Below are 13,758 nucleotides of genomic sequence, written 5' to 3' on the forward strand. Positions count from 1 at the left end.
CAAGGAATTTAGCACCGTATGGTGGCAACCGGCGGGCCGGCGCGGCTGGCTGGCCGGGCTGGGCCGGGCTATCGGCTCAGCCCGCGGGCGGCGATGTCCCACACGCCCTCGACTACGCCGTCGCGATAGGCCACCAGGCTGTCGTGCAGGTTGAAGGTCGGATCGACATGCGCAGGAATCAGCAGCAGGGTATCGCCCAGGTGCACCGCGGCGTCCGCGGCCACTTTCAGCACGCCGTGCTCGTCGTTGGCGGCGGCATAGAGCAGCCCGTCGCGGCCGGCCACGCGGGGCAGCCCGCACTCGATGGTGGTGGATTTCAGCCCGGCGTCGACCACGGCGCGGCCCGCGGCCGGCATGCTCATCACGGTGGCCAGCAGGTACAGGCTGTGGCGGAAAGCCAACGGACCGGACCAGTCGTTGGCGCCGTAGTCGCCGTCCATGAACGCATACGAACCTGCCTGCATCTCGGTGTACACGCCCGAGGCCGCGTCGAATTCGGCGCTACCCGTGCCCGCGCCGGTGATGCGGTCACAGGCGATGCCGGCGGCGCGCAGATGGCCCGCGCAGTCGGCGGCTGCCTGGGCCGCGCGGGCCGCCACCGCGGCGCGTTCGGCGTGGCCACGCACATGCTGCACCGAACCATGGTAGGCCTGCAGGCCGCCGAATGACACGCCGGGCAGCGCCTGCGCCTGGCGCGCCAGGGCCAGCGCCGCGGCCGCATCGGGCACGCCGCAACGGCCCTGGCCCACGTTGATCTCGACCAGCACTTCAATCTGCGCCCGCGCGTGCGCCATGGCCGCGGAAATATCGGCCAGGTTGCCGGCATCGTCCACGCACACGCTGAGGCGGGCCGCGCGGGCCAGTTGCGCCAGCAGCGCCAGCTTGGCCGAGCCCACCACCTGGTTGCTGATATGCACGTCGTCGATGCCCGCCGCCACGAAAGGCAGGGCCTCGCTGACCTTCTGGCAGCAGATGCCGCGCGCGCCCAGCGCCAGCTGGCGGCGCGAAATCTCGGGGCACTTGTGCGCCTTGGCGTGCGGCCGCAAGGCCACGCCATGCCGGTCGGCCCAGGCCTGCATCAGGCGCAGGTTCGATTCGAACGCAGCCAGGTCCAGCACCAGGCTGGGGGTATCGACCCGCGCCAGCGGATCGCCTGGCACCGCCGCGGGCGGCAGTGCCGGAATCGGTGCAGCAGGGATGGCAGCCATGGATGCGCGCTTCCTTTTCGTACGAACAAGCGGGCCGCCCAAAACGGGCGGCGCACGGAAACGCGTAGTGTATCCCCAGGCAAACCCTAGGCACCCGCGGCTGCCGCGCATGACAAAATCTCCGGGGATCAAAACAAGGCCCCACGCTGCGCCTACGGCTTGCTGCCCCTCCATGGGCGCTTTGCCTTGGAACAGCCCGAGGGCAAAAGGGCGCTGCCATCCGACAGCGCCGTACCTGGAGAAGCTTCATGTCTTTGAAGAACTGGATCAAGACCCTGACGGTCGCGCTGGCGGTAGCCGGCGCGGCCGGGCCCGCCCATGCGCAGGAATTCTTCCGCATCGGTACCGGCGGAACCGCCGGCACGTACTACCCCGTGGGCGGCATGATCGCCAACGCCATTTCGCAACCCGGCAAGCTGATCGCCACAGCCGTGGCCTCGAACGGCTCGGTCGCCAACATCAACGGCATCCTGGGCGGCTCGCTGGAAGCCGGCTTCACGCAGTCCGACGTGGCGTACTGGGCCTATACCGGCACCGGCACCTTCGACGGCAAGCCCAAGGCCGAGAAGCTGCGCCTGATCGCCACGCTGTATCCCGAGAGCATCCATCTGGTGGCGCGCAAGGGTTCGGACATCAAGTCGGTGGCCGACCTGCGCGGCAAGCGCGTATCCATGGATGAACCCGGCTCGGGCACGCTGGTCGACGTGCGCCTGATCCTGGGCGCCTTCGGCATGACGGACAAAGACATCAAGGCCGAATACCTGAAACCCAACCAGGCCGGCGACAAACTTCGGGACGGCGGCCTGGACGCCTTCTTCTTCGTGGGCGGCGCCCCCGCCGGCGCCATTGCCGAACTAGCCTCCAGCGGCGCAGGCATCGAACTGATATCCATCGAGGGACCCGAGATCGACAAGCTGCGCAGCCAGCAGCAGTTCTTCACGCCCGATACCATCGCCGCCGGCATGTACCAGGGCGTCGGCGAAGTGAAGACCATCTCGGTCAACGCGCAGATGGTCACGTCCACCAAGATGTCGGAACAGACCGTCTACGACATCACCAAGGCGATGTACAGCGATGCCACCCGCAAGGTACTGGACAACGGCCACGCCAAGGGCAAGCTGATCACCAAGGAAAATGCCGTCAAGGGTGCGGGCATCCCGTTCCATCCGGGTGCCGAGAAGTTCTACAAAGAAGCCGGCCTGCTGAAGTAATTCGCTGCAAAGCCCTCCAGCGCACCGGGCGTTTGACCCGGCGCGCGGCTTTCCTATAAGGCCTGGCGATGGAAATCGATCACGACAAAACCCAGAAACTGGCGGAAAAATTCGATTCCGAAATCCGCTTCCGGCCATTGGCCAAGACCGCCACCGCGATCGTCTCGTTCCTGCTGGTGACGCTGTCGCTGTTTCACTACTACACGGCGGGCTTCGGCCTGCTGCGCGAAGCCACGCACCGCGGCGTGCACCTGGCTTTCGTACTGAGCCTGATCTTCCTGGTGTTCGGATTCAGCAAGGCGCATTACCAGCGCGAACCTCGCTCGACCCTGCTGTCGCCGGGCGGCGTGCCGCTGTACGACTGGATCATCGCCATCGCGCTGGCCTTCAGCGTGCTGTATATCCCGTACATCTTCGAAGACCTGGCGTTCCGTGTCGGCAATCCGCTGCCGCTGGATGTCTTCATGGGCAGCGTGCTCATCGTGGGGCTGCTCGAGGGCACGCGGCGTGCCATGGGCTGGCCGCTGCCCATCATTGCGCTGGTGTTCCTGGCCTATGCGGCATTCGGCCCGATATTCCCGGGCCTGCTCAAGCACGCGGGCAATTCCTGGCCGCAGATCGTCAACCATATGTACCTGACCAGCCAGGGCATCTACGGCGTGGCGGTCGGCGTGGTGGCAACCTATGTTTTTCACTTCGTGCTGTTCGGCGTGCTGGCCAGCCGCATCGGGCTGGGGCAACTGTTCCTGGACGTGGCCTCGACCATCGCCGGCCGCTATGCCGGCGGCCCGGCCAAGGTATCGGTGTTCGGCTCGGCCATGTTCGGCATGCTGTCGGGCTCGTCGGTGGCCAACGCGGTCACCGTGGGTTCGCTGACCATCCCGGCCATGATCCGCATCGGCTATCCACGCCATTTCGCGGCCGGCGTCGAAGCCGCCTCCAGCACCGGCGGGCAGATCACCCCGCCCATCATGGGCGCCGCGGCCTTCCTGATGATCGAGTTCCTGGACATCCCTTACCAGCAGATCATCCTGGCGGGTATCTTCCCCGCCTTCCTGTATTTCTTCGGCATGTTCATGCAGGTGCACTTCGAAGCCAAGCGCGAAGGCCTGCGCGGCCTGCGCGTCGACGAAATGCCCAACTTGCGCGACTCGTTCAAGCGCCGCTGGCCCACGCTGTTGCCGCTGGTGGCCCTGATCGCGGTGCTGGCCAGCGGCCGCACGCCTTACCTGGCGGCCTTTGCCGGCATCACGGGTTGCATCCTGGTGGGCCTGCTCAATCCGTACCAGCGCCTGAAGCTGCGCGATCTGTACGACTCGTTCGAGACCGGGGCCAAGTATGCGCTGGCCGTCGGCGCGGCGGCCGGCACGGTGGGCCTGGTGATCGGCGTGGTCACGCTGACCGGCGTGGGCTTCAAGGTGTCGTACATCGTCATCTCGGCGGCCCAGTTCATCTCGGGCGGCCTGCATACGGTCATTCCCGACATCCTGGTATCGATGCAGACGATGACGCTGCTGGCCGCACTGGTCATGACGGGTATCGTGTGCGTCCTGATGGGCTGCGGCGTGCCCACCACCGCCAATTACCTGATCATGGTGGCCGTGGCCGCGCCCATCCTGGTGCAGTTGGGCGTGCAGCCCATTGCCGCCCACTTCTTCGTGTTCTATTTCGGCATCCTGGCCGACATCACGCCACCCGTGGCACTGGCGGCCTATGCGGCAGCGGGCATGGCGGGCAGCGACCCGCTGCGCACCAGCGTCACGGCATTCCGGCTGGGCATTACCAAGCTGATCGTGCCGTTCGTGTTCGTGTTCTCGCCATCGTTGCTGATCTCGGTGCAGGGCTTCACCTGGTATGCCTTCTTCACCACCCTGGTGGGCTGCATGGTCGGCCTGGTCCTGCTGTCGGCGGCCTTCTCGCGCTACATGCTGGTGGGCATGAAATCCTGGGAACGCTGGCTGTGCACCATCGGCGCGCTGCTGACCATCATTCCGGGCCTGGCCAGCGGCCTGCTGGGCCTGGCGCTTTGCATTCCCGTATTCGTGCGCCAACTGGCCCAATTGAAGGCGGAAAAGGCCATTCCGGCAGTTTGAACTCCGGTGGGGGACGGATCGTTCCGTCCCCCTTGGAAAACGACGCCAATGGTCCGTTGTATATCGCCAACCCACGGGGCTGAAGTTGCCCCGGATGACGATTCAGCGTACAGTTAAATGCATGTTTGCTGGTTTGCCGATCCGCGGGCCGACTGTGCAAACTGGCACTAACAATGCGCCATATGTTCGACATCCTCGTTTATTTGTTCGAAAACTACTACACGCCGCAAGCCTGTCCCGCGGCCGACGTTCTCGCCAAACGCCTTGCGGCGGCAGGCTTCGAGCACGAAGACATCGACGACGCACTGGGCTGGCTTTATGGCCTGGCCGAAACCACCGAACGCTGCGTCGACCTGGCGCAAGCTCCCAGCAGCGGCATCCGCATCTACACCGACGGCGAATACCACCAGCTGGGCACCGAATCCATCGGCTTCATCGCTTTCCTTGAGTCGGCCGGCGTGCTGCCTGCCCCGCTGCGCGAAATCGTCATCGACCGTGCCCTGGCCGCGCCCGAAACCCCGGTGTCGCTGGCCAAGATCAAGATCATCGCCCTGATGGTCCTCTGGAGCCAGGAAGCCGAGATCGACAACCTGGTACTCGAAGAACTGCTCGACGACGACGGTACGCGCCGGCTCCACTGAGCCGTGAACTACACAGGCCGTTTCGCCCCCAGCCCTAGCGGGCCGCTGCACCTGGGTTCATTGGCCGCCGCCCTGGCCAGTTGGCTGGACGCGCGCGCCCATGCCGGGCGCTGGCTGCTGCGCATCGAAGACGTGGACACACCCCGCACCGTAGCCGGCGCAGCCGACACCATCATGGAGCAGCTGCGGGCGCTGGGCCTGCACTGGGACGGCGACATCATGTGGCAATCGCAGCGGGGCAAGGCCTACCAGCACGCCTTCGATGCGCTGGCAGGCCAGGGCCTGGTCTATGGTTGCGGCTGCACCCGTCGCGAGATCGCCGACTCATCGCTGCGCGGCGCCGGCCTGGCCGCCGACGGCGAACGCCCTTATCCCGGTACCTGCCGCCACGGCTTGCCTGCGGGCCGCCAGGCGCGCGCCTGGCGCTTGCGGGTACCCGAAGGCGTCGAGACCTTTACCGACCGCTGGCTGGGGCCTCAGCAGCAAGACGTGGCACAGGCCGTGGGCGATTTCGTGCTGCGCCGTGCCGACGGCCTGTGGGCCTATCAACTGGCGGTGGTGGTCGACGATGCCGAACAAAGCATCACCGACATCGTGCGCGGCGCCGACCTGCTCAGCTCTACCGCACGCCAGCGCGTGCTGGCGCGGCTGCTGGGCGCCACGCCGCCGCGCGTCATGCACGTGCCGCTGATCGCCGATCCCGCCACCGGTTTGAAACTGTCCAAGCAGAACGGTGCCGCGCCCCTGGATACCGCGCGGCCCATGGCCATGCTGGCCCAGGCCTGGCGGGCGCTGGATTTCGCCCCATGCCCGGCCGACACCCCGGCCGCCTTCCTGGCCGAAGCCACCGCCCGCTGGGCCGCCCGCTTTCACATCAAGGCGCGCTGACGCCGATGCGAATGCGCGTGCCAACCCAACCTGTCCGCCAGGCCCCTACAACGGCTGCTTGTCCGCCCCGAGCATCCGCACCAGCAACCCCGTGCCGTCGTCTCCGACTCGCACTTCGCCATAACGCGCCGCGGCGTAGCGATCGGCTTGCCCCTCGGGAAAGAAATACGCGTTGGTGACGATACGCACCTCACCACTGCGCAGGCGGTAGCGCAGGGCGATTTCCTGGCTGGCCTGCGGCTGCACATCGGGCTGGATGCGCGCCACCCGCGCCACGCCCTCGCCGTCGGGCACCAGCACGACATAGCCGTCGAGCGACGGCATGGCATCCGGGGCCGACGCGAAGTGCCGCATGACGTCATTGCCGGCCGCAAACCGCAAGGCCATGTAATCGCCCTGCATCAAGGAACGCGGATCCACCGGCGCCAATTCCAGGATGGCGACGCGTCCGTGGGCCAGCAAGGCCTCGCGCTGCCAGATGGCGCCGTTGACCACGACCAGGGCCAGTACCAGGCCACCCAGCACCACGGCCGTGCGCCAGCGCAGCGCTGCCGACGCAGGGCCCGCCACGGCCGCGGACGGCGCCTCGATGGTGCGCATCAGGCGCGGCACCAGCCAGACCAGGGCGCGCAGGAAGAACAGCAGCAGCGCGGCGCCGCCCAGCCACAAGGCCTTGTCGAGCAGCGGCACCTGCAATTGGTAGTAATACACCACCAGATACGCCAGCAGGCTCAGGCCGCCGAAGGTCACCAGGCGCGAGCGGTTCAGGCCGAAGCCCAGCAGCATCCAGGCCAGCGCAAAGGCAATGCCCGGGCTGGGCAACCAGAACAACGCCAGCGCCAAGAGGCCCAATGGCACGCCCCAGAGCACGCCCGCGGTCAGCATGTGCCGGCGCGGCCACAATACCGCCACGGCGCAGGCAACCGGCAACAGCGCGCCGGCCACGGTCAGTATCGCCGTGAGCGGATTCAGGTTCCAGATCACCGGCAACTGCATCAGCGAGGCGCCGCCCGCCAGCCACACCATGCCCTGCACCGCCAGCACGAAGGCCCAGGCCAGCGGCAACAGCACATTCGGCCGCGTGCGCGCCAGGCGGTGCCCGACGCAGAACGCGGCGGCGGCCGTCCAGGCTCCGGCCACGGCCACCGGCAACCAGACGAACGTGGCGCGCACCGTGTCGAAATTCAGCCACATGCCCAGCAGATCGTTGTTGTCCATCAGTCCGGGCACCAGGCCCAGCCAGATCAGCCCGGCCAGCGCCAGGGCGATCATCCAGGCGCTCAGGAAGCGCAGCAGCGCCTCGGGCGCCAGCGCGTACACCGCCACGCCCAGCACCAGGACAAAGGCGCAGGCGCTGGACAGGGATGCAGATTCGGACAGGCCGAACGCCACCAGTATCTGCCCCGCGAACCCCATGGCCGTGGCGCATTGCCGCCAGAACGGCCCGGCATCGGTACGCAGCACGGCCACGCCCACGGCGCTCAGCACCAGGCCCACGACAATGGCCCCCTGCAGCGACTGGACCAGGCCCGAGACCCCCAGGAACAACAGCAGCAGCAACGTGGTCAGCCAGGCGCTCAGGCCCAGCAGCGCCTGCACGTACCAGGCCGGGCCCAACTGGGGCTCGACGTCCGGGTCGTCCAGCCCGGCCACCGGGCTGCCGGCGACGGCCGGCGCCACGGCATTGCCGGCCGACACGCCTGCCGGCTCGGCATCGGCCAGCGCACGTCCTGCCGGCGGCTGGGCTGCCAGCCGGCGCAGCCAGCGCGCCGCCCACACCGCTTCGGCCATCAACAGGCCGGCCAAGGGCAAAATGGCCCAGACACCGGGTTCCAGGCTCAGCAGCCATTCGCCCGCCAGGCGCATCGATACGCAAATGACGCCGGCGGCCAACATGGCCAGGATCAGCAGGTCGCGCCGCGCGCGCTGGTAGTAATAGCCCAGGCCCAGCGTCACGACCACCCAGGCCACGCCGGTGATCGAACCCAGCCCGCGCAACACCGAATCGCCGAAGGTCAGCGCCAGCACCAAGGTGCCGATGATCAGGGCCGCCAATGCGCGCGGCCCCACCCGGGTGTCCGCGTGCCAGCGCCAGGCGGCGCATTCCCAGGCCGCCAGCAGCAACAGGTTCAGGGCCGCCAGCAGCAAGGTGGGCAGGCCGGGGCCGATTGCCCACCAGAGCGGCGCCCCCGATTCCCCTAGATAAAGAAAGGCCGCCACATTGACGACCCCCGCCCACAGCAGCCACACGGCCTGGCTGGCCGCCACCAGCGCCCAGGGCAGCAGCAGCACCGCCCACCAGGCGAAGAGTTCCCAGGTATCGGCTCCTGTCTGGTATGTTTGTCCCAGTAATGCCAGCAGCGCACCCAGCAGCAGGCCGGCCAACGCCAGAAGTGCCCCGGGTGCGTAGCGGCGTGGGCCGGCAGCCGCCCGCAGGCGCCATCCAGCCCATGCGGCGAGCAGCACGCACACCGCCAATAGCACCTGCGCGCCGGCAAAGCGCTGCACTTTCGACATGTCTTGCCAGTTGGAGGCCACCCAGCAAATAACGGCGCTGCCCAGCAGCCAGACACCCAGCCAAACCGTACTTCGGGCCAGGAATTGCCGCCAAGCGTGCAGCTCTGATCCCGCCTGTCCCCCAGCCCCGACTTGCATGCGGCGAATCTCCCCTCGTATCATCCGCGCTACACCGGCGGGTCTACCGCCACTGGATACCCATGAGCAAAACGCTGATTATTGCCGAGAAGCCCTCGGTAGCCCTTGATATATCACGCGCCCTCGGAGGCTTCGCGCGCGAGGGCGACTATTTTGAAAGCGAACGTTACGTGCTCGCTTCAAGTATCGGGCATTTGCTCGGCCTTGTCGCGCCCAACGACCCCGTCAAAGGCAAGTGGAGCTTCGCGCACCTGCCGGTCATCCCGCCCGAATTCGAACTCGGCCCTGCAGACAAGCGATCCGCCGAGCGCCTGAAGCTGCTGGTCAGGCTGGCCAAGCGCAAAGACGTGGACGCGCTCATCAACGCTTGTGACGCCGGGCGCGAGGGCGAACTGATCTTTCGCTACATCATCCAGTACGCGGGGGTAAAGAAACCCATCAAGCGCCTGTGGCTGCAATCCATGACGCAGGCCGCCATCCGCGAGGCCTTCGCGAACCTGCGCGACGACGTCCAGCTCAAGCCGCTGGAAGCCGCCGCCCGCTCGCGGGCCGAGGCCGACTGGCTGGTGGGCATCAACGGCACGCGCGCCATGACCGCCTTCAACAGCAAGGACGGCGGCTTCTTCAAGACCCCCGTGGGCCGCGTGCAAACACCCACGCTGGCCATCGTGGCCGAGCGCGAAGAACGCATCCGCGCCTTCGTGCCGCGCGACTACTGGGAAGTGCACGCCACTTTCGTGGCCGCCGCGGGCCTGTACCAGGGCCGCTGGATCGACCCCGACTTCAAGCGCGACGAGCGCGATCCCGAAAGGCGCGAATCGCGCCTGTGGTCGCAAGCCGCCGCGCAAAGCGTGGTGGCGGCGTGCCGCGAACAGTCGGGCAACGTGACCGAAGAGTCCAAGCCGTCGACCCAGATGTCGCCGGCCCTGTACGACCTGACCTCGCTGCAGCGCGATGCCAACGGCCGTTTCGGCTTTTCGGCCAAGACCACCCTGGCGCTGGCCCAGACCCTGTACGAACGCCACAAGGCCTTGACCTACCCGCGTACCGATTCGCGCTACCTGCCCGAAGACTACCTGGCCACCGTGCGCGAAACCATGCAGGCCCTGTCCAAGGGCGGCTCGAACGCCGTCGGGCAGCTGTCGCGGCATGCCGGCACCGTGGTGGCGCAGAACTGGGTCAAGCCCAACCGGCGCATCTTCGACAACAAGAAGGTGTCTGACCACTTCGCCATCATCCCCACGCTGCAGATCCCGCACGACCTCAGCGAGGCCGAGGCCAAGCTGTACGACCTGGTGCTCAAGCGGTTCCTGGCGGTGTTCTTCCCGGCCGCCGAATACCGCGTCACCACGCGCCTGACCGAAGTGCAGGGCCACCGCTTCAAGACCGAAGGCAAGGTGCTGGTGGCACCGGGCTGGCTGGCGGTGTATGGCAAAGAAGCCCAGGGCGAAGACGCCAACCTGGTGCCGGTGGCCGACAACGAAGCCGTACGCACCGAAGACATCGAGGCCGTGGGCCTGTCGACCAAGCCGCCGGCGCGCTACAACGAAGCCACGCTGCTGTCGGCCATGGAGGGCGCCGGCAAGCTGGTCGACGACGAAGAACTGCGCGAAGCCATGTCCGAGCGCGGCCTGGGCACACCGGCCACGCGCGCGGGCATCATCGAAGGCCTGCTGGGCGAAGGCTACCTGCGCCGCGAAGGGCGCGACCTGGTGCCCACCGCCAAGGCACGCCAGTTGATGACGCTGCTGTCCGGCCTGGATGTCACCGAACTGACCTCGCCCGAACTCACCGGCGAATGGGAACACAAGCTCAAGCAGATCGAGCAGGGCGGGCTGGGCCGCGAAGCCTTCATGCGCGAAATCGCCCAGATGACGCAAGTGATCGTCAAGCGGGCCAAGGAATACGAGCGCGACACCGTGCCCGGCGACTACGCCACGCTGCAAACCCCGTGCCCCAAATGCGGCGGGGTGGTCAAGGAAAACTACCGCCGCTATGCCTGCACGCAATGCGACTTCTCCATCGGCAAGCATCCCGGTGGGCGCACCTTCGAACTGCCCGAAGTCGAAGAACTGCTGGCCAAGCGCGAAATCGGCCCGCTGCAAGGCTTCATCAGCAAGATGGGCCGGCCGTTCGCGGCCATCCTGCGCATCGGCGATGAAGACAAGCTGGAATTCGACTTCGGCCAGAATGACGACGACGACACCGAACCGGTGGACTTCTCCGGCCATACGCCAGTGGGCACCTGCCCCAAGTGCAGCTCGCGCGTGTTCGAGCATGGCCTGAGCTACGTGTGCGAAAAATCGGTCGGCCCCGACAAGACCTGCGATTTCCGTTCCGGCAAGATCATCCTGCAGCAAGAGATCTCGCGCGAACAAATGCACAAACTGTTGACCGACGGCCGCACCGACCTGCTCGACGGTTTTGTCTCCAGCCGCACGAACCGCAAGTTCAAGGCCTTCCTGGTACGCCAGCCCGACGGCAAGGTCGGCTTCGAGTTCGAACCGCGCCCCGTCAAGCCTGGCCGAGCGCCGGCCAAGACGGCCGCGGGCAAGACCGCCGCCAAAACCGCCACCAAGACGGCTGCGAAGAAGGCTCCGGCCAAGAAAACCGCCGCCAGGAAAGCACCCGCCAAAAAAGCGGCGGCCAAGAAAGCAGCCCCCAAGAAAACCGCCTGATACGACGTAGACCACCATGACCACCGCCGCGCCTGCCCAAGCTTACTTACAGCAGTTTTCACTGGCCGGGCAGGTGGCGCTGGTGACCGGCTCGGCGCGCGGCCTGGGGCTGTGCATCGCGCGCGCCATGGCGGGTTGCGGCGCCCATGTGCTGATCAACGGCCGCAACGCCGCGGCGGTACAGGACACGGTGGCCGCGCTGCGCAACGACGGGCTGGCCGCCTCGGCCCTGGCCTTCGACATCGGCGACGACGACGCCATGGCGCGCGCCTTCGCGCAGATCGATGCCGAGCACGGCCGGCTGGACATCCTGGTCAACAACGTCGGCGCCCGCAATCGCAAGACGCTGCAAGCCATGGCACCGGCCGAGATCCGCGCGCTGATCGACACCGACCTGGTCGCCGGCATCCTGCTGGCCAAGCTGGCGGCCGGGCGCATGGTGCCCCAGCGCGCCGGGCGCCTGATCGCCATTACCTCGGTGGTGGGCGAACTGGCGCGCGCGGGCGACGCCGTGTATCCGGCCGCCAAGCAGGGGCTGACCGGCATGATGCGCGCACTGGCGGCCGAATTCGGCCCCCTGGGCATTACCAGCAATGCCATCGCGCCTGGCACCTTCGCCACCGAAACCAATGCGGCCTTCATGGCCAACCCGGCCCTGCACGACCCGATGGCCGCCCGCAACCCCATGGGGCGCTGGGGCCAGCCCGAGGAAATCGCCGGCGCCGCGGTGTTCCTGGCCTCGCCCGCGGCCTCGTACGTGAATGGCCAGGTGCTGACCGTGGACGGAGGCCTGTCCATCTTGTTCTAGGGCCTGTTCCGCCATCGCGCCATGAACGGGCCACCGTGCGCCGGGCTGCGCAGCCGGCATACTCTGCAACGACACTCTAGAGGTTGATTGGCATGAAGCAGCATTTCATCGATAACCGCCCGGTACCCGGCGCCTCGGGCGAATCCATTGCCGTAATGGATCCCTCTACCGGGCAGCAGTACGACAGCATTGCGCGCGGCAACGCCGCCGACATCGACCTGGCGGTGCAGGCCGCCCGGCGCGCCTACGACGAAGGCGCCTGGGGCAGGCTTACCGCGGCCGAGCGCGGCCGCCTGATGCTGAAGCTGTCGGTGAAGATCCTGGACCACGCCGACGAGCTCACCGATATCGAATCGCGCGACTGCGGCAAGCCCACCCGGCAGGCCCGCGCCGACGTCACGGCGGTGGCCCGTTATTTCGAATACTACGGCGGCGCGGCCGACAAGCTGCACGGCGAAACCCTGCCCTATCAGAACGGCTACACGGTGCTGACGCTGCGCGAGCCGCACGGCGTTACCGGCCACGTGGTGCCCTGGAACTACCCGCTGCAGATTTTCGGGCGCAGCGTGGGCGCTGCGCTGGCGGCCGGCAATGCCTGCGTGGTCAAGCCCGCCGAAGACGCCTGCCTGTCGCTGCTGCGGCTGGCCGAACTGGCCGCCGACGTGGGCTTTCCACCGGGGGCCATCAACATCGTCACCGGCTACGGCCACGAAGCCGGCGACGCGCTGACGCGCCATCCGGGCATCGACCACATCTCGTTCACCGGTTCGCCGCGCATAGGCGTGCTGGTTACCCAGGTGGCGGCCGAACGCCATGTGCCGGTCACGCTGGAACTGGGCGGCAAGTCGCCGCAAATCGTGTTCGCCGACGCCGACCTGGACGCGCTGGTACCGGTGGCAGTGAACGCCATCGTGCAGAACGCCGGCCAGACCTGCTCGGCCGGCAGCCGCCTGCTGGTCGAGCGCAGCGCCTACGACCGTGTGCTGGAACGCCTGTCGCAGGCCTTCTCGGCCTTGCGCGCGGGCCCTGCCACCTTGGACCTGGACTGCGGGCCGCTGATCCGCAAGACCCAGCAGGAACGCGTGCAGGGCTTCCTGAAGGCCGCCGGCGACGACGGCATCGCCACCGCCGCGCAAGGCCAGATCGCCGATGGCGCGCCGGCCGATGGCTATTACCAGGCGCCCACGCTGCTGCGCGACGTGCCGGTCGGCCATCGCCTGGCCCAGGAAGAAGTGTTCGGCCCGGTGCTGGCCGCCATGCCCTTCGATGACGAAGCCGACGCCGTGCGCATCGCCAACGCCACCGAATACGGCCTGGCCGCCAGCGTCTGGACGCGCGATGGCGGGCGCCAATTGCGCATCGCGCGCAAAGTGCGCAGCGGCCAGGTATTCATCAACAACTACGGGGCGGGCGGCGGCATCGAGCTGCCGTTCGGCGGCGTGAAGGCCAGCGGCCACGGCCGCGAGAAAGGGTTCGAGGCGTTGTACGGGTTCACCGTGCTGAAGACCATCTCGATCAAGCACGACTGAAGCATCGCAACGGTGCCAGGCACGCCAGGTGCCTGGCACCGCCAGAT

Annotated in this window: 9 protein-coding genes; 7 read left to right on the forward strand and 2 right to left on the reverse strand. The window is 67.4% G+C overall.

Features of this window, described 5'->3' with window-relative positions:
* Nucleotides 1-68 precede the first annotated feature (68 nt).
* The gene (locus tag KW845_RS19130) at nt 69-1,208 is read right to left on the reverse strand and encodes a DSD1 family PLP-dependent enzyme (RefSeq protein ID WP_218370920.1); all 1,140 of its coding nucleotides are present in this window, start codon (nt 1,206-1,208) and stop codon (nt 69-71) included.
* 248 nt (nt 1,209-1,456) lie between these two features.
* On the opposite strand from KW845_RS19130, the gene KW845_RS19135 reads away from it, so the two are divergent.
* The 4 genes from KW845_RS19135 (at nt 1,457) to gluQRS (ending at nt 6,041) form a co-directional block, all read left to right on the forward strand.
* Entirely contained in the window at nt 1,457-2,419 is a 963-nt protein-coding gene (locus KW845_RS19135; protein ID WP_218370921.1) for a TAXI family TRAP transporter solute-binding subunit, read from the forward strand.
* 68 nt (nt 2,420-2,487) lie between these two features.
* Nucleotides 2,488-4,512 carry a TRAP transporter permease gene (locus tag KW845_RS19140; RefSeq protein WP_218370922.1) on the forward strand — a complete coding sequence of 675 codons (2,025 nt, stop codon included), beginning with the start codon at nt 2,488-2,490 and terminating at the stop codon, nt 4,510-4,512.
* 182 nt (nt 4,513-4,694) lie between these two features.
* Nucleotides 4,695-5,153, forward strand: coding sequence for a DUF494 family protein (locus tag KW845_RS19145; protein ID WP_218370923.1), 459 nt, complete (start codon nt 4,695-4,697; stop codon nt 5,151-5,153).
* A gap of 3 nt (nt 5,154-5,156) precedes the next feature.
* The gene (gene gluQRS / locus KW845_RS19150) at nt 5,157-6,041 is read left to right on the forward strand and encodes a tRNA glutamyl-Q(34) synthetase GluQRS (protein WP_218370924.1); all 885 of its coding nucleotides are present in this window, start codon (nt 5,157-5,159) and stop codon (nt 6,039-6,041) included.
* 45 nt (nt 6,042-6,086) lie between these two features.
* Here the strand turns inward: gluQRS and KW845_RS19155 are convergent, their stop codons facing one another.
* A complete protein-coding gene (locus KW845_RS19155; RefSeq protein WP_218370925.1) occupies nt 6,087-8,696 on the reverse strand; it encodes a GDYXXLXY domain-containing protein in 2,610 nt (869 codons plus the stop codon).
* 62 nt (nt 8,697-8,758) lie between these two features.
* On the opposite strand from KW845_RS19155, the gene KW845_RS19160 reads away from it, so the two are divergent.
* From KW845_RS19160 to KW845_RS19170, 3 genes are all read left to right on the forward strand, one after another.
* Nucleotides 8,759-11,374 (forward strand): DNA topoisomerase III, encoded by a 2,616-nt coding sequence (locus tag KW845_RS19160; RefSeq protein ID WP_218370926.1) that lies wholly within the window; start codon nt 8,759-8,761, stop codon nt 11,372-11,374.
* A 16-nt stretch (nt 11,375-11,390) separates the two neighbouring features.
* Nucleotides 11,391-12,182, forward strand: a complete 792-nt coding sequence (locus KW845_RS19165) for an SDR family oxidoreductase (RefSeq protein ID WP_218370927.1) — start codon at nt 11,391-11,393, stop codon at nt 12,180-12,182.
* 92 nt (nt 12,183-12,274) lie between these two features.
* Entirely contained in the window at nt 12,275-13,711 is a 1,437-nt protein-coding gene (locus KW845_RS19170) for an aldehyde dehydrogenase family protein (RefSeq protein ID WP_218370928.1), read from the forward strand.
* Nucleotides 13,712-13,758: the final 47 nt, after the last annotated feature.

Source organism: Bordetella sp. BOR01, from assembly GCF_019218885.1.
Lineage (GTDB): Bacteria > Pseudomonadota > Gammaproteobacteria > Burkholderiales > Burkholderiaceae_B > Bordetella_A.